The sequence below is a fragment of the Rhodococcus sp. KB6 genome, from assembly GCF_001445685.1.
In the GTDB taxonomy this organism is placed as follows: domain Bacteria; phylum Actinomycetota; class Actinomycetes; order Mycobacteriales; family Mycobacteriaceae; genus Rhodococcus_F; species Rhodococcus_F qingshengii.
Genome location: NZ_LNAK01000112.1, coordinates 135,325 through 161,884, shown reverse-complemented (window position 1 = coordinate 161,884; position 26,560 = coordinate 135,325). Strand labels below are relative to the sequence as shown.

Annotated in this window: 24 protein-coding genes and 1 pseudogene; 8 read left to right on the top strand and 17 right to left on the bottom strand. The window is 62.8% G+C overall.

Features of this window, described 5'->3' with window-relative positions; translation table 11 throughout:
• Position 1: 1 nt before the first annotated feature.
• On the bottom strand, positions 2–1,783 hold the full coding sequence (locus tag ASU23_RS15875) for an acyl-CoA dehydrogenase (RefSeq protein WP_058038236.1): 1,782 nt from the start codon (positions 1,781–1,783) through the stop codon (positions 2–4).
• 158 nt (positions 1,784–1,941) lie between these two features.
• Between ASU23_RS15875 and ASU23_RS15870 the strand changes: the two genes are divergently transcribed.
• A complete protein-coding gene (locus ASU23_RS15870) occupies positions 1,942–2,583 on the top strand; it encodes a TetR/AcrR family transcriptional regulator (protein WP_037130914.1) in 642 nt (213 codons plus the stop codon).
• 43 nt (positions 2,584–2,626) lie between these two features.
• A complete protein-coding gene (locus ASU23_RS15865) occupies positions 2,627–2,968 on the top strand; it encodes an Imm51 family immunity protein (protein WP_054800956.1) in 342 nt (113 codons plus the stop codon).
• A gap of 62 nt (positions 2,969–3,030) precedes the next feature.
• Here ASU23_RS15865 and ASU23_RS15860 read toward each other — a convergent pair whose 3' ends face one another.
• From ASU23_RS15860 to ASU23_RS15845, 4 genes are read right to left on the bottom strand one after another with little or no spacing between them, the layout of a single operon-like run.
• Positions 3,031–4,065, bottom strand: coding sequence for an aspartate-semialdehyde dehydrogenase (locus ASU23_RS15860; RefSeq protein WP_042447794.1), 1,035 nt, complete (start codon positions 4,063–4,065; stop codon positions 3,031–3,033).
• A 6-nt stretch (positions 4,066–4,071) separates the two neighbouring features.
• Entirely contained in the window at positions 4,072–5,337 is a 1,266-nt protein-coding gene (locus tag ASU23_RS15855; protein WP_003943494.1) for an aspartate kinase, read from the bottom strand.
• Between the two features lie 49 nt (positions 5,338–5,386).
• Positions 5,387–6,340 carry a hypothetical protein gene (locus ASU23_RS15850; protein ID WP_007731502.1) on the bottom strand — a complete coding sequence of 318 codons (954 nt, stop codon included), beginning with the start codon at positions 6,338–6,340 and terminating at the stop codon, positions 5,387–5,389.
• Positions 6,340–6,705, bottom strand: a complete 366-nt coding sequence (locus ASU23_RS15845) for a hypothetical protein (protein ID WP_042922809.1) — start codon at positions 6,703–6,705, stop codon at positions 6,340–6,342. The genes ASU23_RS15850 and ASU23_RS15845 overlap by 1 nt, the downstream gene beginning before the upstream one ends.
• Positions 6,706–6,975: 270 nt before the next feature.
• Here ASU23_RS15845 and leuA point away from each other — a divergent pair, with 270 nt between their 5' ends.
• Positions 6,976–8,784, top strand: coding sequence for a 2-isopropylmalate synthase (gene leuA / locus ASU23_RS15840; RefSeq protein WP_058038235.1), 1,809 nt, complete (start codon positions 6,976–6,978; stop codon positions 8,782–8,784).
• 240 nt (positions 8,785–9,024) lie between these two features.
• On the top strand, positions 9,025–9,402 hold the full coding sequence (locus ASU23_RS15835) for a PLDc N-terminal domain-containing protein (RefSeq protein WP_003943489.1): 378 nt from the start codon (positions 9,025–9,027) through the stop codon (positions 9,400–9,402).
• A gap of 144 nt (positions 9,403–9,546) precedes the next feature.
• Here the strand turns inward: ASU23_RS15835 and ASU23_RS15830 are convergent, their stop codons facing one another.
• Complete coding sequence (locus ASU23_RS15830; RefSeq protein WP_003943476.1) at positions 9,547–10,440, bottom strand: LysR family transcriptional regulator; 894 nt, start codon at positions 10,438–10,440, stop codon at positions 9,547–9,549.
• 90 nt (positions 10,441–10,530) lie between these two features.
• Here ASU23_RS15830 and ASU23_RS15825 point away from each other — a divergent pair, with 90 nt between their 5' ends.
• Genes ASU23_RS15825 through ASU23_RS15810 form a run of 4 tightly spaced genes read left to right on the top strand, consistent with a single transcriptional unit; the run spans position 10,531 to position 15,217 of the window.
• Entirely contained in the window at positions 10,531–11,472 is a 942-nt protein-coding gene (locus ASU23_RS15825; RefSeq protein ID WP_058038234.1) for an EamA family transporter, read from the top strand.
• Between the two features lie 25 nt (positions 11,473–11,497).
• Positions 11,498–12,751: a MurT ligase domain-containing protein gene (locus ASU23_RS15820; protein ID WP_058038233.1), complete on the top strand. Its 1,254-nt coding sequence runs from the start codon at positions 11,498–11,500 to the stop codon at positions 12,749–12,751.
• On the top strand, positions 12,744–13,457 hold the full coding sequence (locus tag ASU23_RS15815) for a type 1 glutamine amidotransferase (protein ID WP_003943465.1): 714 nt from the start codon (positions 12,744–12,746) through the stop codon (positions 13,455–13,457). The genes ASU23_RS15820 and ASU23_RS15815 overlap by 8 nt, the downstream gene beginning before the upstream one ends.
• Before the next feature lie 59 nt (positions 13,458–13,516).
• Complete coding sequence (locus ASU23_RS15810) at positions 13,517–15,217, top strand: VWA domain-containing protein (RefSeq protein WP_058038232.1); 1,701 nt, start codon at positions 13,517–13,519, stop codon at positions 15,215–15,217.
• Positions 15,218–15,221: 4 nt separating this feature from the next.
• Here ASU23_RS15810 and ASU23_RS15805 read toward each other — a convergent pair whose 3' ends face one another.
• From ASU23_RS15805 to ASU23_RS15755, 11 genes and pseudogenes are all read right to left on the bottom strand, one after another.
• Positions 15,222–16,385 (bottom strand): low temperature requirement protein A, encoded by a 1,164-nt coding sequence (locus ASU23_RS15805; RefSeq protein WP_047271595.1) that lies wholly within the window; start codon positions 16,383–16,385, stop codon positions 15,222–15,224.
• Between the two features lie 66 nt (positions 16,386–16,451).
• Positions 16,452–17,579 (bottom strand): acyl-CoA dehydrogenase family protein, encoded by a 1,128-nt coding sequence (locus tag ASU23_RS15800; protein WP_058038231.1) that lies wholly within the window; start codon positions 17,577–17,579, stop codon positions 16,452–16,454.
• Between the two features lies 1 nt (position 17,580).
• A complete protein-coding gene (locus tag ASU23_RS15795) occupies positions 17,581–18,786 on the bottom strand; it encodes an acyl-CoA dehydrogenase family protein (RefSeq protein ID WP_058038230.1) in 1,206 nt (401 codons plus the stop codon).
• Between the two features lie 17 nt (positions 18,787–18,803).
• Positions 18,804–21,014: an acyl-CoA dehydrogenase gene (locus ASU23_RS15790; protein ID WP_058038229.1), complete on the bottom strand. Its 2,211-nt coding sequence runs from the start codon at positions 21,012–21,014 to the stop codon at positions 18,804–18,806.
• Between the two features lie 27 nt (positions 21,015–21,041).
• Complete coding sequence (locus ASU23_RS15785; protein WP_058038228.1) at positions 21,042–22,172, bottom strand: steroid 3-ketoacyl-CoA thiolase; 1,131 nt, start codon at positions 22,170–22,172, stop codon at positions 21,042–21,044.
• On the bottom strand, positions 22,169–23,023 hold the full coding sequence (locus ASU23_RS15780; RefSeq protein WP_042447783.1) for an SDR family NAD(P)-dependent oxidoreductase: 855 nt from the start codon (positions 23,021–23,023) through the stop codon (positions 22,169–22,171). Before ASU23_RS15780 ends, ASU23_RS15785 begins: the two co-directional genes overlap by 4 nt.
• A 1-nt stretch (position 23,024) precedes the next feature.
• On the bottom strand, positions 23,025–24,233 hold the full coding sequence (locus ASU23_RS15775; RefSeq protein ID WP_047271586.1) for a DegT/DnrJ/EryC1/StrS aminotransferase family protein: 1,209 nt from the start codon (positions 24,231–24,233) through the stop codon (positions 23,025–23,027).
• 32 nt (positions 24,234–24,265) lie between these two features.
• On the bottom strand, positions 24,266–25,447 hold the full coding sequence (locus tag ASU23_RS15770; RefSeq protein WP_042447777.1) for a lipid-transfer protein: 1,182 nt from the start codon (positions 25,445–25,447) through the stop codon (positions 24,266–24,268).
• Positions 25,444–25,857, bottom strand: a complete 414-nt coding sequence (locus tag ASU23_RS15765; protein ID WP_054781276.1) for a hypothetical protein — start codon at positions 25,855–25,857, stop codon at positions 25,444–25,446. Before ASU23_RS15765 ends, ASU23_RS15770 begins: the two co-directional genes overlap by 4 nt.
• Positions 25,854–26,282, bottom strand: coding sequence for a Zn-ribbon domain-containing OB-fold protein (locus tag ASU23_RS15760; RefSeq protein WP_058038227.1), 429 nt, complete (start codon positions 26,280–26,282; stop codon positions 25,854–25,856). Before ASU23_RS15760 ends, ASU23_RS15765 begins: the two co-directional genes overlap by 4 nt.
• Positions 26,279–26,560: pseudogene (locus tag ASU23_RS15755) on the bottom strand (MaoC family dehydratase N-terminal domain-containing protein); the annotation flags it as partial. The gene ASU23_RS15760 and the pseudogene ASU23_RS15755, both read right to left, overlap by 4 nt.

The window sequence follows — 26,560 nt, the reverse complement described above, 5'->3', positions numbered from 1 at the left end:
TTCATTCCTCCCCGTTCGTTGAGCCGGCACCGTTCATTTCGTAGGCACCAGACAAGGCGACTACTTGCTGCCAGACGTACTCGAATCGCTCCGCCGCGAACGTGGGGCGCCGAATAGATGCCAGTGCCAACCGTTGCTGATCTTCACTGGCGCTGGGTTTTCCGTACAACTCCACCGCTGCAGCACTGAAGTCGCGGACCAGGACATCGAAGATCTGATCCAGCACCCCACCGCTCCGCTGCCCCTCGTTCAATCCCAAGATCTCGGCTTGTTCGAGGATCAACTGGCCGTAGACGACGAGGGTGAAGAGTTCGGTGATCGCCAGGCCGAAGTCCAAGTCGACCTGCTGCGCCGCATCCGGTGCAGCTTCGGCCAAAAGGGTCACGAGCGCTTCTGCCTGCTCCATGAACAGTGCAACGTTGGGAACATCCGCGAACTTCGCGTACACCGCTCGCCAGTCGTCGAATCGAACCTTCGACAACCCCCGTGCCGGGCCCTGACGGAACAGGAACTCGTCGTCGGCTGCATCGTTGCGCGTCGGAATCGCCGGAAATGACTCGGGGGCAAAGAGGTACGCCGGCATGAACTTGGCGATCAGGGCGAGATTGACGGCGACGGTCCCCTCGAGCTTGGGCAGCCCGTCGACATCCATCTTGGCCACCGCGAGGTAGCTGTCCTTCTCGAAGCCCTTTGCCGCAGCGATGTCGGAGAGCAGTCCGATCACCTTCTGTGCCTCGGTTGTCACCTTCATCTTGGTGACGGGATTGAACAAGAGGTAGCGGCGGTCCTCGGGCGATGCGGTGCGGAAGTAGTCCACCGCACGATCCGAGAAGAGCCTCATCGCCAGCAGGCGCGCGTACGCGTCGACGAATTCACGTCGTACGTGTGGGAACGCCGTGACGGGATTGCCGAACAGGATTCGATTGTGCGCGTGGGTAATCGTCTCGTACAAGGTATGAGTCGACATACCGATTCCGCCGAAGCACAGGTTGAACTTTCCGATGTTCACGGTGTTGAGTGCGGCACTGAATGCTGCCTCGCCGGTATGCAGGATATCCTCTGCCGCAACGGGATAGTCGACGAGTGAGAACTCCGCTACGTGCATCTGGGCCGGAACGATGTTCTTCACCACGGTGAATGCCGGATGGTCCGAGTCGGCGTAAAAGAAGACGTACTGATCAGTGCCCTCCACTCCGTCGACACGGCCGAAGACAGAGACCGTGTTGGCGCAGTTGCCATTTCCGATGTAGTACTTCGAACCGCTGGCCAGGTACCCGCCGCTGCCGTTGGGCGTCAAGACCATGTCCGTGGAGTAGACGTCCGCGCCATGCTCTTTCTCGGACAGTCCGAATGCCGCAACGCCTCCGGAAGCCAAAGCGGAAGCTGCTCGCGCCCTTGCCGTCTCGTTGTCGCTCTGCCACACCGGCCCGAGACCGAGGATGGTCACCTGCCACGGGTACCAGTAGTTGAGTCCGTAGAAGCCGAGGATCTCGGACAGCGCGGCGATACGACTGGTATCCCAGCGCTTGTCAGAGTCGCCACCACTGTCGCGGGCGGGCGTCAGAAATGTGGCGAACAGACCTTCCTTCGCCGCGAAATCGAGGAAATCGGAGTAGAAGATCTTGTCGTGATAGTCGGCCAGGAGTCGGTTCTTTCCACGCGCCTCGAACCAGTCGACGGTCGCGCCCAGCAGTCTCCGCGTGGTCGCGTCGAACTCCGGCCGATCGTACGTGGAGGGATGGAGCAGCAGATCATTCGGCACTAAAGAGGTCGACGCTGTCATAGCGGTTGTTCTCCTCGAGATCTCGGCAGAGGCGCCTCACTGAGCACCATTCGAATACAACGCCACCGTAACAATTGCAGACGATGAATACAACGGTTGCGTATTATTCACGAAGAAGTGGCAGGCAGATTAGGGTGAGAGCGGAGGTGATGCACACGATGACCAGGTCACAAGCTGACGCAACGGATACACCGCGGCGCAAGTACGCCCCTCGCATGGCGCCGGAGCAACGTCGCGAGCAGCTCCTCGACGCAGCATTCGAGGTCACCGGCCGCGTTGGCCTGCACAACCTCAGCATGGAATCCGTCGCTGCCGAAGCCGGTGTCGGCAAGCCCGTCCTCTACACGATTTTCGATACCAGGACCGATCTCGTCGCTGCACTGCTGCGCCGCGAGCACGAGCGAGCCATCGCTCAGGTGCTCGAAACCATGCCGACAGATCTGAGCGAACTCGGCCCAGCGGCGTCGTACACCGGGACCGTCGGCGCCTTCGTCGACGCCGTACTGGAGAACCCGACGCGCTGGCGCCTGATTCTGACGTCTGTCGAGAACGCCCCCAGCGAGTATCACGGCTTGTTGAAGCTCTCTCGCGGAGCTGTCTTCGCCCGCGCCGAAGAACTGGCCCGCGCCGGGATTGCCCTCGAGTCGAAGCTCGAAGGCCTTGATCCGGTTCTCCTCGCACACACCATGATGTCGTTCGCCGAAATGCTCGGACGACTGGCCGTCAGTGATCCCGAAACCTATACCCGAGAACGACTTTCCAGTTTTGCCGTGGCTCTCGCACAATCGGTCGGGCGTTAGCGGCCGACTGAAACCTGTCGGTCGGATCTGCTTCAATACACGCATGACATCACCATCGATCGAACCGCTACAGCTTTTCGAAACGTCTCCGGGCAACTGGTCACTGATGCTCACCGACCAGCATTTCGGCAAGGTGGCATCGATATTCGAGCAGGTAGAGGGTTTCGAAGGCTCCGGTTACGACTGGGCGTCGGTCGCCTACGCAGTGGTAGGCCGCGATGCACCGCATCTGGAGGGCCGCTTCGGCACCGATCCCGAAGCGGGCATGTTTGTTGCGTACGGCAGCGACAACGGAGCTCTCGGTGAGCTCGGAGCGCTACTCGCCAAAGCGTATTCGGATGCCGAGTACCTCGGTGGCCTGGTCGCCATTTCCGAACTCGACTAGAGCGCCTGTCGAAACGACACCGGCCCCACACCTAGGTGCGGGGCCGGTACCGAACGAAAGATCTAGCCGACCAACAGCTCGGCAATCTGAATCGTGTTGAGCGCGGCACCCTTACGCAGGTTGTCGCCCGAAACGAAGAGCGCGAGTCCGCGTCCCTCCGGGACACCCGGATCCTGACGGATACGACCGACCAGCGACGCGTTGCCACCGGCAGCGGCCAGCGGCGTCGGAACCTCGACCAGCTCGACGCCCGGAGCGTCGGCGAGGATCTCCTTGGCGCGAGCAACCGAGAGCGGGTTGGCGAACTCTGCGTTGATCGCGAGCGAGTGCCCGGTCACGACGGGAACGCGCACGCACGTACCCGAAACCAACAGATCGGGAAGTCCGAGGATCTTGCGGCTCTCGTTGCGGAGCTTCTGATCCTCGTCGGTCTCGCCGCTTCCGTCGTCGACCAGCGAACCTGCGAGAGGCAGGACGTTGAACGCGATGGGGGCGACGTAGTTGTTCGGGGCCGGGAAGTCGACGGCACTGCCGTCGTGAACCAGCTTCTCCGCGTCTCCGACTACGGCGCGCACCTGGCCGAGGAGTTCCTCGACGCCGGCGATGCCGCTACCGGACACGGCCTGGTAGCTGGAGACGATCAGACGCTGCAGACCGGCTTCGTCGTGCAGAACCTTCAGCACCGGCATCGCTGCCATGGTGGTGCAGTTGGGGTTCGCGATAATGCCCTTGACCAGGTTCTTCGTGTCCTGCGGGTTGACCTCGCTGACCACGAGGGGAACCTCGGGATCCTTGCGCCATGCCGAAGAGTTGTCGACAACGGTCGCGCCGGCAGCAGCGAAGCGAGGAGCCTGGGCGCGCGAGAGCGTCGCACCGGCTGAGAACAGGGCGATGTCGATGCCCTTCAGGTCCTCATCCGATGTGGCGGCCGCATCCTCGACGATGATCTCTTCGCCGCGGAAGGGCAGCTTCTTACCGGCGGAGCGTGCAGATGCGAAGAACCGCACCTTGTCCGCGGGGAAGTTCCGCTCTTCGAGCAAAGTGCGCATGACGATGCCGACCTGACCGGTCGCACCGACAACAGCGATAGTCGTCATGAGAAATTACCGTCCCGTTCCAGCGTGTACTACTGCTTCTTCTTCGCCACCGAGCCCGAAAGCGTCGTGGATGACACGTACAGCGTCGTCCAATTCGGTGTCCTTGACCAGCACTGAGATGCGGATCTCAGAGGTCGAGATGAGGTCGATGTTGATGTCTGCCTTGGCCAGCGCCTCGCAGAACGTGGCGGTGACGCCCGGGTGGCTCCGCATTCCGGCGCCGACCAGGGAAACCTTGCCGATGTGGTCGTCGAACAAGATCTGCGTGAAGCCGATGTCTTCCTGACGCTTGGTCAGGATCTCGACGGCGCGGGGGCCGTCGGCCGTCGGAAGCGTGAAGGTGATGTCCGTCTTGTTTGTCTCCACCTTGGAGATGTTCTGCAGCACCATGTCGATGTTGATCTCGGCATCGGAGACTGCGCGGAACACCTTGGCAGCGTGTCCCGGTGTGTCCGGCAATCCGACAACGGTGATCTTGGCTTCGCCGCGATCGTGCGCGACTCCGGTGATCAGGGCCTCTTCCACAGGAATGTCCTCCATCGATCCGGACACGATTGTTCCGGGCTTGGTGGTGTATGACGAACGGACGTGCACAGGCACGTTGTAACGACGGGCGTACTCGACGCACCGGAGCATGAGCACCTTGGCACCACACGCTGCGAGTTCGAGCATTTCCTCGAAGGAAACCGTCTCGAGGCGGTGAGCGTCGGGGACGATGCGCGGATCGGCGGAGAAAACGCCGTCGACGTCGGTGTAGATCTCGCAGACGTCGGCGTTGAGTGCAGCTGCCAACGCCACGGCAGTGGTGTCCGAGCCACCGCGTCCGAGCGTCGTGATGTCCTTGCTGTCCTGGCTGACGCCTTGGAATCCGGCGACCAGAACGATCGAGCCTTCGTCCAGCGCAGTGCGAACACGGCCCGGCGTGACGTCGATGATCTTGGCGTTTCCGTGGCTGCCGGTCGTGATGACTCCGGCTTGTGAGCCCGAGAACGAACGAGCTTCGGCGCCGAGGGAGTGAATTGCCATCGCTACCAAGGAGTTGGAGATGCGCTCACCCGAGGTCAGCAGCATGTCCATTTCACGGGCCGGCGGGGAAGGGCACACCTGCTGAGCCAGATCGAGCAGCTCATCGGTGGTATCGCCCATCGCTGACACCACGACGACGACATCATTGCCGGCCTTCTTGGTCTCGACGATCCGTTCAGCGACTCGTCGGATGCGCTCGGCGGTTGCCACCGAGGATCCGCCGTACTTCTGGACGACGAGAGCCACGCGTTTCTACCTCCAGGTCGAAATTGTTTACAGATACCAGAGGTCGAGCTTACCGAGGTGGTCCTGGGACTTCCCGATGCGTACTGCTGTTCGCCTCAGATCCGCGCGGGATCAGTTGCGAGATCCGCGATCGCATCAACGTCGCAGAACGCGAGCCACCGGCAACGTAACCGACCACCGTGACGGCAACTCCGCAGGCGAGAAGCACGCGGATACTGCTGACCAGCGAAACTGCCAGCGCGTCGTACACCGCGACTGCCGCCTCAGATGACGGTATGTCTGAATTCTGTAAATAGACTCGCCGCACGACGGCCAGCGCCACCAACAGGGCGATCATCGCCACCGCCGTCGCCAGCCCGACCAGGGACAGTGCGCGCATTCTCCTCGGCGCAACTGCGACGGCCGCGATCGCACAGGCCAGCGACACCCACGGCAGCCAGGCCGCTGCCCGGTCGAGAGTGTTCGAGAGGTCCTGGGCCCGCACCAGCTCGTCGGATTGCAGGATCTCGAACTGCGGATCGAACGTCGGAAGACGATCGACGACGGTGAATCCGCGATCGCGGAGGTTCGTCCGCAGTTCTGTCATGATCGGCTCGAGGGACAAGGTGACTGTTCCGCTGTCGTCGGACCGAACGATGCCGTCGGTGGCTCTGCCGGTCACCATCGCAGCAAGTTGCGCGTGCGCCTGACGGTTGGCCGCGGTCCAGAGCGTCGCGAACTGGTCGCTGGAGACCAACGACTGAGCCGCCTCCCGAACAAGTTTCTCGGCTTGTCTCGTCACCACCTGCGGAAACCGGTCCAACCGCTGCGTCAGTTCCTCGGTCAGCCGATCAACGACAGCCGCTTGGACAGCAGGTTCGGAAGCCAACGGGGCAACCGTCTCGACGTAACTGTCGGTGTCGTTCACCTGGGTGTGGACGAACAGCGCGAGCACCGAGCCGGCAGCACCGAGACCAGCGAGAACGATCAGCAGTGAACAGACGATCCAGCGGATCGAGCGCATCACGTGTGCTTGGCGCGCGCCGGTCGAATCTTCGCGGTGATGTGGTGAATGCGGTGATCGTCAGCGGGTATCCGGAAGGTCTCGGTAACCCGAACGGTCATCAGGTTCCGCCCGAACAACCCGGCGTCGAGGAGGTAGTCAGCCGTCAGGTCGTCCCCGTCGACCGTCCACTCCACCTCACGAATGTCGCGGATCACGCGATACTGAGGACCTCCGGAAAGGCTGCGCCGCAAATGATTCCCCGAAAATCCGGTCTTGAGCCCGACCTCGTGGCGTACCGCGTCCGGAGCCAGCGGTACGGAACTGCCATCGTGACTGCGGAGCGCGTCGAGGTACGTCCTCGCCACGGCGATTCGGGGATCCATGGACGACAGTCCACCATTTTCGGGGCCGAAACGGCAGCACAATTCGGCGACAAATTGGACATGAGGGCGAACCCCACCGATTTCTCGCGAAATCCAGGAGTAGAGTGCTGTGCATGCAGCGCGCACTCCTTCTTGGTTGCCGCGACGGGGTCTGATCCAGACTGGCCTCCCGCCGCGGGGTTTTTGTGCGCCGGTCGACCAAGCCTTCCGGACTCATGGTCTTGACCAACAGGTCAACAGGCCGGGTCCACAATCCTGGAGATCACACCCATGTCCCCCGCTGACGCATTCACCACCGGCACTCGCACCATCACCCCGCCCACGAAGCCGGCACCGTCCGACCAGCCTGCGTGGAACACGCAGAAGAACTCGTCGATGCCGACGTTCCGCTACCGCCCGTTCGCCGAAGAGGTCGAGACGGTCACGCTGCCCGACCGCACCTGGCCGGACAAGATCATCGACCGAGCACCCCAGTGGTGTGCCGTTGACCTGCGCGACGGCAACCAGGCGCTGATCGATCCGATGAGCCCGGCGCGCAAGCGTCGTATGTTCGATCTCCTGGTTCGTATGGGCTACAAGGAGATCGAGGTCGGCTTCCCGTCCGCGAGCCAGACGGACTTCGATTTCGTTCGCGAGATCATCGAGGACGGCGCCATCCCGTCCGACGTCACCATCCAGGTGCTGACGCAGTCGCGTCCCGAGCTGATCAAGCGCACGTTCGAGGCCTGTGAAGGTGCCGAGAACGCGATCGTGCACTTCTACAACTCCACCTCGATTCTGCAGCGCCGCGTCGTGTTCCGCGCCGACAAGGTCACGATCAAGAAGATCGCCACCGACGCCGCCGAACTGGTCCTCGCCGAGTCGAAGAAGTACCCGGACACGAACTGGCGCTGGGAATACTCGCCCGAGTCCTACACCGGCACCGAGCTCGAGTACGCCAAGGAAGTATGTGACGCCGTCACCGAAACCCTGGGTGCGACGCCGGCCAACCCGGTCATCCTGAACCTGCCCGCCACCGTCGAGATGGCTACACCCAACGTGTATGCCGACTCCATCGAGTGGATGCACCGCAACCTGGCCCGCCGCGATTCGGTCATCCTGTCGCTGCACCCCCACAACGACCGCGGCACGGGTGTCGCTGCAGCCGAGCTGGGCTACCAGGCCGGCGCGGACCGCATCGAAGGCTGCCTGTTCGGCAACGGTGAGCGCACCGGCAACGTCTGCCTGGTCACTCTCGCTCTGAACATGTTCACGCGCGGCGTCGACCCGCAGATCGATTTCTCGAACATCGACGAGATCCGTCGCACGGTCGAGTACTGCAACCAGCTGCCCGTCCACGAGCGTCATCCGTACGGCGGCGACCTGGTCTACACCGCGTTCTCCGGCAGCCACCAGGACGCGATCAACAAGGGCCTCGACGCCATGAAGGTCGACGCCGACAGCCAGAACTCCGACGTCGACGACATTCTCTGGCAGGTCCCCTACCTGCCGATCGACCCGAAGGACGTCGGCCGCAGCTACGAGGCCGTCATCCGTGTGAACTCGCAGTCCGGCAAGGGCGGCGTCGCATACATCATGAAGGCCGATCACGGTCTGGTGCTGCCGCGTCGTCTGCAGGTCGAGTTCTCGCAGTCGGTCCAGAAGATCACCGACGGCGAGGGCGGCGAGGTCTCGCCGAAGGAAATGTGGGATGTCTTCCACGAGGAGTACCTCGCTCCCATCACCCCGCTCGAGCGCATGAAGCAGAAGGTCACCGCGTCCGAGGAGGACGGCGGCACCGATGCGATCACCGCGATCGTCAAGGTGAACGGCAAGGAGCAGGAGATCTCGGGTACCGGCAACGGCCCACTCGCTGCCTTCGTCGACGCGCTGGGAAGCATCAACTTCGACGTTCGTGTCCTCGACTACTCCGAGCACGCGATGTCCGCCGGTGACGACGCCCAGGCCGCGGCCTACGTCGAGTGCGCCGTGACGGGCCCGGAGGGTCAGAGCACCGTCGTCTGGGGTGTGGGTATCGCCACGTCGATCACGACGGCCTCGCTGCGCGCTGTGGTCTCGGCAGTGAACCGCGCCAGCTGACACTCAGCTCCTGACTCGTGAACAATCCCTGGTCTCACCCGATTTTCGGGTGGGGCCAGGGTCGTTTTCAGAGCACTGAAGATTTTCGGTCGATGTTTTCGATTCGGCATGACATTGGTCCCGAAAGAGTCGGTTAGCGAAGTTAACAAAAAGAATTCACCCATCGAGGATGATGCAGACGCCACGTGCGCGTGAGATAGTCAGCTCAGACAAATCCGACTTGTGAAATGGAGCTCGACAATGGATTCCTTTTGGGACTTCCTCTGGCTGATCATCATCAGCTTCGCGTTCATCGCGTACTTGATCCTGCTCTTCTCGATCATCACCGACCTGTTCCGCGATCACAAGACCTCCGGCTGGGTGAAGGCAATCTGGATCGTCTTCCTGTTCTTCATTCCGCTGCTCACCTCGCTCGTCTACCTGATCGTTCGCAGTGACGGAATGGCACAGCGGTCCCTCGAGGCTGCGCAGCAGGTCAAGAACGCACAGGACAGCTACATCCGTGAGGTTGCCGGAAAGTCCCCGGCCGAATCCATCGCAGATGCAAAGGCACTTCTCGACGCCGGCACCATCAGTGAAGAAGAATTCGCAGCACTGAAGGCCAAGGCTCTCGCCTGATACCGGCCCTCACTAAGCGACCCTCACTAAACCGTGAGGATTGCACTACCGAAACGGGAGCGACACTAATCGTGTCGCTCCCGTTTTGTGTTCATTCACCAACAGCTGCCCATTCACCGACAGCCGTTCATTCACCAACGGCCTTCATTCACCGACAGCACGCGCGACGTCACGAAAGGCGTCGAGCACGACTCCGATAGCCGGACTGCGGTTGGCGTGTAACCGAGTTGCCAATTCATAAACTCGTGCAGCGCGCACTCCCGCCACCGGTTTCCTCGACACTCCGGGATGCGTGATCGCGTATCGCGGCATCAAAGCCACGCCGTGGCCCGCCGCCACCAGTTCTTCGATGACGCGGAAATCGTTTATCCGATGAGCGACGCGAGGCTGGACGCCGGTTACCGACGCAACCGACAGCAGAACGTCGTCGACCGGAAACCCGCCGCGCACGCTTATCCAGTTCTCGTCGGCCAATTGTTCCAGCCGGACCGAATCCTGCTCGGCGAGTGGATGATCAGGCCGCAGCACCAGATCGATCGGTTCACGCATCAGCGGTTGCACGCTGACCCGGGGAAACGACGTCTCGGCTCCGCGTTCGTCACGGTGAGTGAGGATCACATCGTGATCGGCCAACAGCCCAGGGACGGCCGACGCCGGTTTGTCGACGTCGTAGGCGTCGATGTCCACGTCCGAGTTCTTCAGCGCCGTCAGGACACCGGGCAGCAGGAGCGCCGCGCCGGAGGGAAAGAACGCGACTCGCACCTTCCCCCGCGGCGAGCCTCGGTACGACGCCATCTCGTCCGCCGCCCGGTCTAGCGCCGCCACAACGTCGTCGGCGCGAAGCACCAGCGCTCGACCCGCGTCGGTGAGGCGCAGCGTGCGCCCGTCCGGTTCGAGGAGCGAGACCCCCGCTTCTCGTCCGAGGATCTTGAGTTGTTGCGAGACGGCGGACGGCGTCATCGAGAGGGCGAGAGCAGTAGCGCCGACGGTTCCTCGGTCGGCGAGCTCGCGGAGGATTCGCAGGCGCGTGGCATCCATACGGTGACGAATATCCATGTAGCAAAACTACATGGATAGTGCATCTATATTCGCTTGTTCTGATGCTTCGTAAGGCTCACGATTAACGGCATGACTCCCCGCGACCGTCTCCTCGGCCTGACCGTGATCGTCTTGTGGGGTCTGAACTTCCTGGCCATTCGCGTCGGCCTGGATCATTTCCCGCCGTTCTTCTTCGCAGCGCTGCGGTTTCTGATCATCGCGATTCCGGTGGTCATCTTCGTGCCGCGTCCGCAGGTACCGCTCCGTTGGCTGCTGCTCTACGGATTCGGTTTCGGATTCGGCCAGTTCGTCTTCCTCTTCTGGGCGATGCATTCGGGGATGCCGACGGGCCTTGCATCACTTGTCCTGCAGTCGTCAGCACCGTTCACCGTCCTACTCGGCGCTTTCCTGCTCCGCGAGAAGCTCAGCGTCTGGCAGGTCTCCGGTATCGCCGTCGCTGTTGCCGGCATGTCCTTGATCGGCTGGGACCGCTCGCACCACGCGGCACTGCTGCCCGTCATCCTCACGCTCCTCGGCGGCCTGTCCTGGGCGTTCGGCAATCTCGGCAGCCGCTTGGCTGCGGCGAACACCGTCGGCGAGCCTGCACCGATGCGCTTGATGTTGTGGATGTGTGTCATCCCGCCGTTACCGATGCTCGCACTGTCAGCCGTGGTCGAAGGCCCCACAGTCGGCTGGCACGCACTCGGCACCGCATTCAGCGCCGACGCCTGGCCGTCGCTGGTCGGGCTGGCCTACATCATTCTGCTCGGCACCATCGCCGGATCCGGGCTCTGGACGATGCTCATGGGCCGCTATCCCGCCGGCATGGTGGCGCCGCTCTCCTTGCTGGTGCCAGTCGTGGGAATCGGCGCGTCCTGGCTGTTCCTGCACGAGGATCCGAGCCCGTTGTCACTGGTCGGGGCGGTCATCGTGATCGCCGGAGCGAGCGCCGCACAGATGAGACGTAAGCCCGCGAACACTGTTTTCTCGGACACACCTGCAGCCTCACCACCGGCGCGACTCGGCGTCTGACGACGCCCTGTGCCAAACTCGGGCCGTGGGAACTGGACTATCGATCACAGCGCGCGGAAAGCTCGCCATGCGAGCTGCCGCAGCAGCATCTTGGGCATCGCAGAAGGCCGGTCGCGGCAAGGGTTCGATGATCGGCGGGCTGATCGCCCTCAAGATCGACCCGACGCTCATGACTCAGCTCGGACGCGGCAAGCGCACCGTCGTGGTCACCGGCACCAACGGCAAGTCGACGACCACGCGTATGACCGCCGCAGCGCTCGCGACACTCGGTGACGTCGCCACGCAGGCCGACGGCGCCAACATGGATGCCGGGATCGTGGCCGCCCTGGCCGCGCGTACCGATGCGACGCTGGCGGCACTTGAGGTCGACGAACTGCACGTCCCCCACGTAGCCGACGCCGTGAACCCGGAAGTGATCGTGCTGCTCAACCTCAGCCGCGATCAACTCGACCGGGTCGGCGAGATCAACATGATCGAACGGAAACTGCGCGCGTGCGTCAACGCGCATCCGAATGCGGTGATCGTCGCCAACTGCGACGACGTACTGGTCACCTCCGTGGCATACGACGCCACCAACGTCGTGTGGGTTGCTGCCGGCGGCGGTTGGGCCGGCGATTCCGTCAGCTGCCCGCGCACCGGCGAACCCATCGTGTGGGAGGGAAAGCACTGGCGCAGTATCGGTTCCGACTTCGCGCGGCCCGAGCCGACCTGGTGGCTCGACGACGACAATCTCTACGGCCCCGACGGCCTGAAGATTCCGATGACGTTGACCCTCCCCGGAAAAGCCAACCGCGGCAACGCAGCTCAGGCCGTAGCGGCTGCAGCGGCTTTGGGTGCAGATCCGGTCGGGGCAGTTGCCGCCGCATCGACGGTTCAAGAAGTCGCAGGTCGATACAGCACCGTCGAGGTCGGACCGCACTCCGTTCACATGCTGCTCGCGAAGAATCCCGCCGGCTGGCAGGAAGCGCTGTCGATGATCGATCCCACGGTGGACGGTCTGGTCATCGCGGTGAACGGTCAGGTGCCGGACGGCGAGGACCTCTCCTGGCTGTGGGACGTGAAGTTCGAGCACTTCGAAGGTGTCAAGGTAGTGGCCGCCGGTGAACGCGGAACAGATCTGGCAGTTCGCCTCACGTACGCGGGCGTCGAGCACACTCTCGCCCCGGACCCGTTGCGCGCCATCGCTTCCTGCCCTCCCGGACGTGTGGAGGTACTGGCGAACTACACGGCCTTCCGTGACCTCAACACTGCCATCGCGAAGGAGTCTCGCAATGTCTGACTCGACAGTTCGCATCGGTCTGGTACTCCCCGACGTCATGGGCACCTACGGCGACGGCGGCAATGCCCTGATCCTGCGTCAGCGTCTACGGATGCGCGGCTACGACGCCGAAATCGTGGACATCACCCTCAGCGATCCGGTCCCCGATTCGCTCGACGTGTACACGTTGGGTGGCGCCGAGGATTCTGCTCAGCGCCTCGCAACGCGTCACCTCGCGAAATACCCTGGCCTGCAACGTGCCGCCGAGCGTGGCGCACCGGTTCTGGCGATCTGCGCGGCCATTCAGGTGCTCGGCAACTGGTACGAAACCTCCAGCGGCGAACGCGTCGAAGGTGTCTCGATGCTCGACGTCACGACCTCGCCGCAGGAGAAGCGTTCCATCGGCGAAGTCATCACGAAGCCGCTGATCGACGGACTCACCGCGCCCCTCTCGGGGTTCGAGAACCATCGCGGCGGAACAACTCTGGGTAGCTCGGCCTCTGGATTCGCACGTGTCACCCATGGTGTCGGAAACGGCGTCGGTGACGGATTCGAAGGCGTCGTGCAGGGTTCGGTGATCGGGACGTACATGCACGGACCCGCCTTGGCCCGGAATCCGGAACTCGCGGACCTCCTGCTCATGCGCGCCTTGGGTGTGAACGAGCTTGAACCCCTGCATCTGCCCGAGGTCGACAAGCTCCGCAAGGAGCGACTCGCGATTCGCTGAGCCAGTGTCGTCCGTTCGGACGACTGTTGGCCGGCCACGTCAGCTCGTAGCCTCGTTCCATGCGTCTTCGTGTGGCGATCTGTATTGCGGCGACTGCGATCATTGCCGTCGGGTGTTCGACGCAGGGCAGTGGCGGGCCCAAAGAAGCAGGCGGGACCCAGCAGGTAAGTGTCACTGCTGATCCAGCTTCAGAAGTGAGCGCAACGGCGCCTACCGTCATCGTGCTGGATGCCTCGGGGTCGATGAAGCAGGACGACGCTCCCGGTCCTCGAATCGATGCCGCCAAGAACGCGATTCACACTCTCGTCAGTGGCCTCCCAGACGAGGCTGCGCTCGGTCTGATCGCGTACGGCACCGCCACGGGTAGCAGCGACGCCGAGAAGGTCGCGGGTTGCCGCGACATCAAGACCGTCGTGCCACTCGGACCACTCGATCGAAATGCATTCGCAGCGGGAATCGACGGGTTGTCCGCGTCGGGATACACGCCGATCCTGTCTGCACTTCAGCAAGCGGCCGCCGCACTCCCCGCCGATGGTGAGCGCACGATCATCCTCGTCTCCGACGGGGAGGACACCTGCTCGACCGAACCTCCGTGTGAGTCCACCGAAGCGATGCCCCACGATCCTGACCTGACCATCCACACCATCGGATTCAAGCTCGACGCCGCTGCGTCCGCCCAGCTGAAGTGCATCGCCGACGCAACCGGGGGCATGGCGATCGACGCTGCCAACGCGGCGCAACTCACCGCACGGCTGGCGGTTGCCTCGGATCCCGAATCCGCACGGGAGCGACTCTCCACCAGTGGCTTCCGCAACCTTCGGATCGGCATGACAGAGGAGGAAACGCGGAAAGCCGCCGACGACCTTGCGCCGGTATCGAAGACCGGAACAGTGGTCGTCCAATGGCAGGACTGCGAATTGACCTTCACCGACGGCGTTCTCGTCGAAATCGCGCCCCGGACCGGCGCTGCCACACTGGACGGACTGACCGTCGGCCAGAAGATGCAGCGTGCCGCCGAACTTTACGGTCCCTTCACTGCCACAACCAATTCCGACGGGGAATCCGTCGCAGTCTTTCCGGCCGACACCGAAGCGGGAACCGGCTATCGCATCACCTTCACACCCGAAGGCAAGAAGGCGGATGAGGGAACGATCATCCGCATAGTCCTCTGCCGATGCTTGCCTGCGACTGCGGGATCATCGGCAGGCGGTACCCCGACCGAGATCGTGAATCTTGTTGCCGTCGACGGTTCCGGCAAACCCAAATCCGGTTGGAGCGTCCAAACGCCGGCCATGAAGATCAGCGAGTGCTACGCAGCATCACAGTCGGCTGTCACGCCGGGAGTCATCACCTGCGGAATCACCGCTGACGGCGCGGACGCGTGTTGGGTCGGCCCGGAGCCCGATTCGATTCTCTGCCTGCAATTTCCCTGGGGAACAGAACTGATCACCGCTCGAGGCGTGGACGGCGTCGAGGCCTATCCGCCGCCCGCCGACCCGACTCCCTTCGGGCTCGAACTCGAGAACGGCCTCCTCTGCCGCGTCCGGCACGGCGGTTCGTGGCCCTCTCCCGAATCGAACCCAAGCCTGGCGGGCGCCTACTCCTGCCGAGGGCAAGGGACGGATACCCCCATCGTGTGGTCCGAAAGCAGCTATCCGATAGATCGTTCCGAAGATCGGTGGACCGTGCTGGTCGGACCGTCGAAGGGACCGTTGGAAACCGTCGCCGTCACCAAGGCGATATTCCTTGCCGCCGAATGAGCGCTCAGACGGTTTCGGATTTGCCCTCGGTCAGAATCAGTTCCACGGCCAACAGCGCGGCGCAGGCCAGTCCCGCGACCAGTTCGGGCACCGCGGTGTAGGTACCACCGAGCACGACGACTATCGCGACCGAGAACGGCACGAGGGTGCGTACCGAGGAGTCGTGTAGTCGAATGTGGATGAACCACAAGGCGGCAAGGATGACCGCGACCGGAACGGTGACGGCAGCACCCGTCACCAACGCGCTGCCGTCACCGTGATGAGTCCAGAAGTCGACGCGCGAGGCCAACCCCGCACCGATGGCGGCAGCGGCGGCGAAGATGAAGTAGTGACCGAACCCCCAGACGAAGGGTGAGACGTTGTCACCGCCGATCACTTCGCCTGCATTGCGTTGGAAGTACAACCACCACAGGCTGAAGACAATCAGAATGCCGCCGATCACGACGTAGGTGACCTGCGCTGCCGGATGCTCACCGTCCACGGCGTCCTGAATCGCGATGGTGGTCGAAAGGATCGTCTCGCCCAGAACGATGATGAAGAACAACGAGTACCGCTCCGCGATGTGATGCGGGTGCCACGGCGTCATGCCCGGCTTCTCCGACCAGATCGGTACCGCGAATTCGCACAGAACCAACACCAGGAACGTCGGGACGTAAACGGCGGACGGCACGAAGTAGAAACCGATCCAACCGATCTGGACCAACACGATTCCGAGAGCGTATCGACGCGCCGTGAGCGCATGCTCGGGGTCGTTCCGCGAGACCCTGAGCCATTGGATGACCAGGGCTATTCGCATGATGACGTAGCCGACGATGATCAGCAGGGCGTCGTCGTTGAAGAAGCGGACGATGCCGGCTGCAAGGACCAGCGATCCGAGGATCTGGAATATGGTCAGCAGCCGGGCGATTCCGTCGTCGTTGTCGTACGCCGAGGTGAACCACGTGAAATTCAGCCACGTCCACCAGATCGCGAAAAACGCCATCGCGAAGTGCCCGACGCCCGAAGCCGCGTGCCCTTCGCTGATCGCGTGGTGCAGGCCGGTGGCCGCTTGAGCGACCGCCACGACGAAGCAGAGGTCGGTGAGCAGTTCGAGCGGCGTCGCCACCCGGTGCGGCTCGTGCGGGTCCCGCGGAACCAACGGCCTGATGAACGAACTGGTGCGATTCACGAAGGGCAGAGTAGCGCGATGATTGCCGACGCGCTGCCCGTGACTGGAACCTGTCGTCTCAGATATTCACGCCGACGCCCCGATCTGGGCTCGGATCTCCAACTGATCGGCGAGTTCGGCGCCTATCGCCCCCGCGCTCCCCAAAGTGAAGGCGATCTGCCGTCCCCACAGGAAATAGCGGTGAATCGGATAGTCGACATCCGCGCCGATTCCGCCGTGCATGTGCTGGGTCGCGTGCACCACGCGCAAACCGCCACGCGACGCCCACCATTTGGCGACCAGCGCCGCTGCTTCCGCTTCACTCTCGACTCCGCTGTCCATCAGCCAGGCAGCGCGGTGGGTGGTCAATCTGGTGCTCTCGGTGTCGAGATACGCGTCGGCGGCCCGGACGGCAACTGCCTGGTTGGTCGAGAGTGGACGTCCGAATTGCACTCGATCGGAGGTGTATTTCGCCGTCATCGCCAGCGCTTCCTCGCAGACGCCGGTAGCCAGGGCCGCCAGAGCCACCCGTGCACGTCGTAACGTCCAGTCTCGAACCACCGCGCCGTCTGCGGGAAGTGCGTCAGCTGCAGTAACCGCAACCCCGTCGAACTGCACAGCGCTGTTGCTCTCGCGGTTCGTCACCGCAAGCGGTGTACGCACCAGCGCGTCCCGGTCCGTCGGCACGATCATCACGGTGACACCGCCGTCCGGCATCGTCACCGGAACCACCAGTGCGGCAGCGAACTCGGCGGCCGGTACGGAGTCGACGTGGCCCGACAGAACCCAGCCGTCAGGAGCCGGCTCGGCGCGAACTGCCGTCTCGGCGTTGTAGCCGGTGTCGAAGGCGCCGGTGACGATCACCGAGCCGTCGAGCAGTCCCGGAATCCACGACGCTTTCTGCTCCGTACTGCCGAACTCGGCAATCGGCAGCGCTGCCGTCGAAATCACCGACCAGAGCGGCACCTGGGCGACCCGGCGGCCTTGTTGTTCGAGCACCGCTGCCAGGCCTAGCATTCCGAGTCCCGCTCCCCCGACTTCCTCTGGCAGAGGGATTCCCAGAACGTCGGAGTCGGCGAGGAGCTTCCACAGTTCGGCGTCGAAACCGCCGGCGCCCTCTACTTCCCGCAGGCGGTCCACTCCGGACTTCGCCGAGAAGATCGATTCACTCAGATCCCGCACGGCGGACAAGTTGTCGTCGAATTCGAATTCCATGTCAGCTCTTTTCGTTCTGTGCAGCGGGCCGGCGACGCGCAGCAAGCGCCATGCCCAGACATTTTGCGGCGACGATTTCACGCATCACTTCGTTGGTACCACCGCCGAAGGTGTTGTTCTGGGCGCGTCGACCCAGGTTCTCGACCCGCCCTTCCAGTACCGCTCCGGGTGTGCCGGGGCGCAGTAAGCCCTTGGCGCCCAGCACTTCCTGCAGCATGCCGTACGCACTGACGACGGCTTCGGTACCGAAGATCTTGGCCGCGGCCGAATCCCCGCCGCCCAAGGTATTGGCGGCGACGTCCGCCACCAGTCGTAGGTTCATCAGGTCGGCAGCACTGAGCAGCGCGTAGACTTCCGCCAATTTCTCACGTACCCAGCCGATGTCGTAGACGTGGCCGTCACCGGCGGGTTCGGTCTTTGCCCATTCGACCACCTCGGCAAAGAGCTCGTTGGCTATACCACCGCGTGCCGCCAGGGCAACACGTTCGTGGTTGAGCTGGTTGGTGATGAGCTTCCACCCTTGATTGAGCTCACCGACGACATTGGTGATCGGCACCCGAACATCTTCGTAATAGGTTGCCGAAGTGCTGATTCCGCCCACGGTGTGAATTTCGGTGACCGAGAACCCCGGCGAATTGGTCGGCACCAGGACCACGGAAATGCCCTGATGCGTAGGCGCGTCGGGATCGGTGCGAACGGCAAGCCAGACCCAGTCGGCAAACACACCGGCGCTGGTGAAGATCTTGTTGCCGTTGATGACAAGCTCGTCACCCTCGATGCGGGCGCGTGTTTCGAGGGCCGCGAGATCGGTGCCCGCATTGGGTTCGGTGTAGCCGATGGCAAAGATCAATTCGCCCGCCAGGATCGGACGTAGGAAGAAGTCCTTCTGAGCTTGCGTCCCGTGCTTGATCAGAGCGGGTCCGACGGTGTTCAGCGTGACCAGCGACAGCGGCGCATTGGCGCGAATCACTTCGTCGTAGAACACGTACAGAGCTTCGGGGTTCTCACCCCGGCCGCCGAATTCCTCCGGCCACCCCAAGCCCAGCCAACCGTCTTTACCCATTCGGCGCAGAATGCGATCGAAGACGGGGCCGCCTTCGGTCTGATCCACGAGAGCACGGCGGTCTTCGTCGTTGATGATCTCCGCGAAGTACGCGCGCAATTCCTTGCGCAGAGTCTTCGACTCCTCCGACAAATCCAAGTACATGGTGAAACTCCTAAGATCTACGAACGCGGCAGGCCGAGTACGCGCTGCGCGATGACGTTGAGTTGAATTTCGACGGTTCCGCCGCCGAACAGAATCGAGGGAAGTCCGATGTGGTCTATCGCGTAATTCGCCGACGGGTCGACAACGGCGGCACGAGGTCCGAGCAGTCGCAACAGATCCCGCGAGCCCTCACGCTGTGCCAGGGCGTTGTACACCTTCGACACGCTGATCTCGGCGCCCGGTTCCTGACCCGCCAGTCGCGCCGACACCCCGCGTAGATTCATCGCGGACAGTGCCAACTCACGAGAGATACTGCGGCCGAGGCCCTCCACTGCGTCTTCGCGAGGGCAGTCGTGGCTCGCGTCGGCGATAACCTGACGGAACAGCCGACTCGAACCGTGGTGCAGCGTGCTGCCCATACTCAGGCGTTCGTTGGACAGCGTTGTCGCAGCAAGCTTCCACCCTTGCCCCGGCTCCGCCACCAGGCAGTCGTCCGGGACGAAGACGTCGTCGAGGAATACCTCGTTGAACTCCGACTTACCGGTGGCTTGTTTCAGCGGACGTACGTCGATACCTTTCGAGGTCATGTCGACCAGGAAGTACGACAGCCCACGATGTTTCGGAGCGTCGGCGTCGGAACGCGCCAGGCATACTCCCCAATCGGCCTCGTGCGCGCCCGAGTTCCACACTTTCTGACCCGACAGGACCCAGCCACCGTCGACCTTGCGCGCTTTCGTGCTCAGACCGGCCAGGTCTGATCCCGCGCCCGGCTCACTGAACAGCTGGCACCAGATGATGTCGGCGCGCAGCGAAGGCTCGACGAACCTGTCCTGCTGCTCGGCGTTGCCGTGTTCGAGAATCGTGGGCAGCACCCATTCCCCGATCACCGTGGACGGTTGAGCCCAACCTCGCATCGCGAATTCGTGTGCGATGACGGCCTGTTCTCTCGGTCCTGCTCCCAGCCCGTACGGCGCCCGATAGTGCGGGGCTACCAGTTTGGCGTCGGCAAATCGGGCGCGTCGAGCGCTCCCCTTGGCCGGCGCCCAACTGGCGCTGGTGGTTCCGTCGTCGGGCAGCAGCGCAACCTCGTCCAGAACCCTGCGAACCTGCTCTCGTAGTTCAGGCAGCATGTCCGGGTCTACAAAGGAGAAATCCCGTTCCGAATCGGCAGACCGGTCTCCCAACGTGTGTGCCCACTTCACCTCGGAACCCGCCACCGCAGCGATACTGATTGCCCGGCGCCAGTACAGATGCGCGTCATGCTCCCAAGTGAATCCGATTCCGCCGAGCAACGTGACACATTCGAGGGCGTTCTCGATGCCGACGGGCAAAGCGGCCAACGCAGCTTGAGCCGAGACAAGTCTCTGCTGATCCTCGCCGTGCTCTTCGGACCGAGCTGCGTCCCACGCTGCGGCACAGGCAATCTCGGAGCGGACCAGCATCATGGCCGCCTTGTGCTGAACTGCCTGGAAGCTTCCGACCGGACGGCCGAACTGCTGCCGGGACTTCACGTAGTCGACCGCGGTGCGTAGCGCCCACCCGGCGATACCGCTCGCCTCCGCAGCCAACACCGTGTTGACGATCAGTTCGACTCGGTGCGCCTGGAGACCCTCGACGATCAGCCCAGCGTCGACCTTGTGATCGGTCAACGTCAGCGTCCCGATCGAGCGTGTCAGATCCACTCCGTCTTCGACCTCCACCGCAGCGGAAGACGACTGCTCGAGCCGGAACCACAACTCGCCGTCTTCGCTGTTCGCTTGCACAAGAACGACATCGGCTCCGGGCAGACCTAGAGCCGGGTCGGCAGAACCGCTCACGGTCCACCCTGCATCGCTGCGAGCCGCGCGCAATCCCACGCCGGTGCAGACTGCTCCGGTTGCGCCGGTGGCCAATTCGATCAGCATTGATTCCGCAGCCGGGCCGGCAGCTTTCGCGAGGATCCCACTGGCGATGACCGTCGGAACGTACGGCCCCGGGTAAAGCGCATCACCCAATTGCTCGACTACCACCGCCAGTTCGGCAAGCCCTGCCCCGTCACCGCCGTACTGCTCCGGCAGGTGCACTGCGTGCAGTCCCTGACGGACCAATCCATCCCACGAGTCCGGCCGATCACCGGCGGCGTACCGCTTGACGTTGCTCCGCGTATCGGCGATTCCACCGAAGCGGTTCGCGAATGCGGCTACCGCTTCCGCCAGGTCACGGTGATCTTCGAGCAGGGGCAGTGCCATGGCAGGTTCCTCAATCTTCGGTTCTTGTCAGATGCGTTCGAGAATCAGGCAGGTTGTTGCGGCGGACGCGCAGATCGCGATCAGTGCGATGGACTTGTCCCGGCGCTCCAGTTCGTCGATGACATTGGCCAACAGTCTGATTCCGGTTGCACCGGCCGGGTGGCCCAGCGCGATTGCACCACCGTTGACGTTCAGCAATTCGGGATCGACGCCGTGAACCTGCGCGAACGACATCGGTACCGAAGCAAATGCCTCGTTGACCTCGAACAGGTCGATGTCGTCGATCGTCAGACCGGTGCGGCCGAACACGATGTTTGCCGCGTCCACGGGACCGTCGAGCATGAACTCGATGTCTCCGCCAATGACGCACTGCGCCAATATCTTTGCCCGCGGCCGCACCCCGAGCATCCTGGCTCGATCCTCGGACATCAGCAGAGCGGCACTCGCACCGTCCGAGACCTGCGAAGACGTTCCAGCGGTGTGCAATCCGCCCTCTTGAACGGTCCGCAGTTTCGCGAGTCCTTCGAGACTCGATTCGCGCAGACCCTGATCCCGATGAACCGGAGCGTCAGAGCCCGGAGCGACCACATCGATGATGTGCGAGTCGAAGCGTCCTGCCTCCCATGCTGCTGCGGCTCGCTGCTGCGAGCGCAGCCCGAAGGAGTCGAGATCCTCGCGGCTGAAACCGCGCTTGACAGCAATCCGATCCGCTGCGGTGTACTGGTCGACGGTATCGAGTGACCACGACTCCGGACGTGGTGTTCCGAGGCCGGTACCCACCTTGTAGGTGAGTGGTGCCCGCGACATCAGTTCCACACCGCACGCCACACCCACGTCGACTGCACCGATGGCAATCTGCCCGGCAATCAACTGCACCGATTGCTGCGCGGTTCCGCACTGCGCGTCGATCGTGGTGCAGCCCGCTTCCAACGGAAGGCCCGCATGCATCCAGGACGTACGCACGATGTTTCCGAACTGCTCACCGAGAGGCGTCACACAGCCGCCGATGACCTGGTCGACCGCGCCAGGATCCACGCCCACCCGATCCAGCACGCCTTTCTGCGCATAACCCAACAGTTCCGCCGCGTGGACTCCGGACAGCCAACCCTCACGCTTGCCGAACGGCGTTCGTGCTGCGTCCACGATGACGGGCTTCATGCCAACTCCTCGGTTCGTAATGCTGGGTTCTCCGGTAATGCTGCGCCGTCCAGACCACGCACGGTCAGGGACCACTCGTCGATCAGGTCCAAGCTGACGCTCGAGCGCGCGGTGAACTCGGTGTCGCAATCACACAGCGCTGTGACCGCTTCCACCATTTCTTCCATAGATTCGACCTGATCCGGCCGGATAGTCTCACCGACCAGGACTCTGGCGCCCTCACTGAGCACCGCTGCCCGCGGTTGAACCGTGTTGACGCGAACCCCCTGGCCGTAGAGTTCCACGCCCATGCCGTTGCTCATCCTGTTGAGCGCTGCTTTGGACGCGCCGTACACGGTCATGGCAGTTCCCGGTTCGACCCACGTGAACGGCGGGCCATGCCACGGCTTGACGGTGCCACTGGACACGTTCACGATCCAGCCGTATCCGTTTGCCACCATCCCCGGCACCACGGCTTGCATCAGATCGAGCGGTGCATGGACATTTGCCTCGAACATCAACCGTCGCCGCCGCAGTGGGTAATCCGAGAGCGGCTGATAGATCGCCGCTGCCGCGTTGTTCACCAGGATGTCGATCGTCCCGCCAAGCTTCTCGATCGCCAGCGGCACAACGGTGTCGCGCTGCTGCTCGTCCGTCAGATCTGCGACAACTATCTCGACTTTGTTTCCGTACTTGGCAATTCGAGCCGCAGTCTCTTCGAGACTGCCCGGCAGGGTTGCGTGTGCACCGAGCGTCCGGGCCACGAGAGCGACGTCAGCGCCTTCCGCTGCCAGCCTCTCTGCGACGCCTGCACCGATTCCGCGGCTGGAACCGGTGACAAGCGCTCGGCGTCCTTCGAAGCGATCGGTCATGCTACTTCCACTTCGCGGCGAAGCGATTGATGCTCTCCGCAATCCGAGCAACTTCGTCGTCACGCAAACCGTGGCTCATGCCGAGTGTCATGCCGCGGGCAAAAACTGCGTCCGCTTCCGGCAAACCTTCGGCCGGCTGGCGAAATTCGATGTTGTTCATCATGGGGTGACGAGTGACGTTGCCGCTCCACACGGTTCGGGTGTCGATGCCGTCGGCCTCGATGGCTTCCTGCAGGTCGCTGCGCGTGAAGGGGGCGTTCTCGTTGATCATCACCGGGTAACACAGCCACGCCGTGTCGAGACCGTCGAGTTCTACCGGCGTCGTGAAGAATTCAGGATGGGCGCCGTATGCCGCCGAGAAGGCCGCAAATGTTGCCTTACGCGTCTTGTAGTTCTGTTCCAGCTTGTCGAGCTGCACGACGCCGTAAGCTGCGCCAAGTTCGGAGGGCTCGAAGTTCCACGACATGAGCTCGAAGATGAAGTCGTTGTCGTAGTCGACGCCGTCGAGTTCTTCACGGAAGACTCGGCCGGACTTGGTACTGCCGAACAGGTTCGGCTCGCTACGACGGCCCCAGCGGCGAAGCAGCAACGCCTTGTCACGGCTGGCTTCGTCGTCGACGCACACCATTCCACCGGTTCCCGCGCACGTGATGATGTGTGCCATCGAGAAACTGGTGACGACGATGTCCGCCCGAGACCCGGTGGGAGTACCGCGGAGCGTGGCGCCGATCGCGTCACACGAATCCTCGATCACCTTGAGTCCATGGCGATCAGCGATATCACGAATGACGTCCCAGTCCGGGCAGTTGCCGGCGAGGTTCGGCATCAGGATGGCACCGGTCTTCTCGGTGACCATTGCCTCGATCTTGGTGACGTCGACGTTGAACGTGTTGGGTTCCACGTCCACGAACACCGGCACCAGACCGGCACGCACGATCGGTGCGATGTCGGTGGAGAACGTCAACGGCGACGTGATGATCTCACTGCCGGCAGGCAGTCCGAGCAGCTCGACTGCCAAGTACAAACCCGAGGATCCCGAGTTGCACATGACGCCGAACTTCTTGCCGGCCAAGGCCGCGATACGTTCTTCCATCTCGAAGACGTTCTTGCCGATGCGCAATCCTTGATGCCCGCTGCGCAAGACGTCGACAACAGCCTGTATTTCTTCCTCGCCGTGGGTGGCCCTGGCGTAGGTGATCCGCTCGCTCATCTTGTTCCTGCTTTCTCGAATAGGCGGCAGATTCAGCGATCTGCCGAGAGGACGAGCGCACTGTGCGGGACGGGAGAGCCGCCGGTCACGAGCACGTTGTCCAGAGTTTTGGTCGGTTGATTGGTGGAGGTGCCGCGGATCAGGCGAACACCTTCGGCAATACCGTTGACGCCGTGGATGTATCCCTCACCGAGTTGACCGCCGTGGGTGTTGATCGGCAGGCGACCGTCCAGCTCGAGATTGCCGTCGGAGATGAAGTCTTTTGCCTCGCCCCGACCGCAGAATCCGTACTCCTCGAGTTGAAGCAGAACCATCGGGGTGAAAGCGTCGTAGAGAATTGCGGCATCGATGTCGTCCGGCCCGATACCGGCCTGGTCCCACAGTTGGCGCGCCACGAGTTCGACTTCCGGCATGCTGTCGATGTCGTCTCGGTAGTAGCTGCTCATCGAAATCTGTTGCGGACCTACACCTTGCGCAGCGCCACTGATGACCGCAGGTTTGTGCGGCAGGTCGCGGGCGCGCTCCGCACTGACGATCACCAGCGCCTGTCCGCCGTCACTTTCCTGGCAGCAGTCGAGCAGGCGGATGGGATCGGCGATCATGCGTGAGTTCTGATGGTCCTCGATAGTGATCGGGCGTTCGTAGAACCAGGCCTTGGGGTTGTTCGCCGCATGCTTGCGTGAGAGGACCGAGATCTGGCCGAAGTCGGCGCTTGTTGCCCCGTACTTGTGCATGTACAGCTTGGCGAGGAAGGCTTCCTGCTGCGCCGGGGTCAGAAGCCCGTACGGGTTGATCCAGTTCCGATACTCCTGGTCCGTCGACGCGTTGTACGCAAAAGGTGGCGGGCCGGCGCCGAATCGGTGACCTGATCTTTCGTTGAAGGCACGGTAGACGACCACAACGTCGGCAACTCCGCTGGAGACGGCAAGCGCTGCTTGTTGAACCGGTGCGCAGGCACCGCCGCCGCCGTGTGGAATTCGACTGAAGAACGTCAATTCCGGGATCCCGAGGGCGCGTGCGACCGCAATCTCAGGATTGTTCTCCATGGTGAACAGCGCAAATCCGTTCACCTCTTCTGCCTCGATGTGAGCGTCGTCGAGTGCGGCGATCACGGATTCGCACGCCAACTGCCATTCGCTGCGGCCGGAGTTCTTGGAGAACTCGGTGGCGCCGATTCCGGCGATGGCTGCTTGCCTCGAAAATCCTCGTGTCATGCGATTACCCTTTCCACCGGTTCGAGAGTCACGTCGGCCGTCACGTGTGTTCCGCGGGCGTTTTTCCCGAGAACCGTCACGGTGAGCGCCCGGCCGTCTGTGGCGGTGACCTTGCCGGTGAATGTCATGGTGTCTCCGGGGAAGTTCGGAACACCAAGCCGTAGTGATGTTTTGACGATCCGTGACGCCGGGCCGGACCAGTCGGTGATGTAGCGGTCGATGAGCCCGTTGGTGGTGTTGATACTCATGAAGATGTCGGGAGTTCCGCGATCCCGTGCCTTGCCCGGATCGTGATGCACGTCCTCGAAATCCTGAGAAGAGATCGCGGTGGCGACGATCAGCGTTCGATCCAACGGCAATTCGAGGCTGGGGAGGACCGAACCCACTTCGCAGTCAATCAGTTTCGTCATTGCACCGAACCCCGTCGCCTCAGTTGCGGCAGCATCTCGCCGTGAGCGTGCTCGGAGAAGGTCACTTCGAGTTCCATGCCGAATTCGAGTTCCTCGTGATCGATCCCCGCGATGTCGGCAACCAGACGCGTGCCTTCTTCGAGATCGACGAGTCCGACGGCGAGTGGGTACTCGAAAGCAAGATCCTTCGGGTGATGGATGACCGTGAAGCTGTGCAACGTGCATCGCCGCGTGGATTCGACTGTGTCCCAACTGAACGAGCGGCATTCCGGGCAGGCGGGCGCTGGCGGGTGGCGCAGAGTCTTGCAATCCGCACACCGTTGGATCTCGAGGCGACCCTCTTTGGCCGCGGAGAAGAAGAAATCGTTGTCGTCGGTGACGGTGAGTCTCGGCACCGCGGTGTGGCGGGAGCCAGTCTCGCTCATGCGATTACCTCCTGGGCTTCGGGCTTGGTATCTGTCTGGGCATCTGGTTTGAATCTGAGCAGTCGAAAGCGCTCTTCGACCAGCGTCTTTCCGTCCTGGTCCACGTACTTCTTGAACAGAGTGATGAAGCACCCGTGACCGAGAGCCGTCTGTTTGAACGGCGAGATCGCTTCGATGGTGAAATGCGCGGTGACGTGGTCACCGGGGCTCAGCTCCGCGCAATACTCCTGCTCGACGTTGGTCGCGACAACGGAGGTGTATCCGGCCTCGTCCAACAG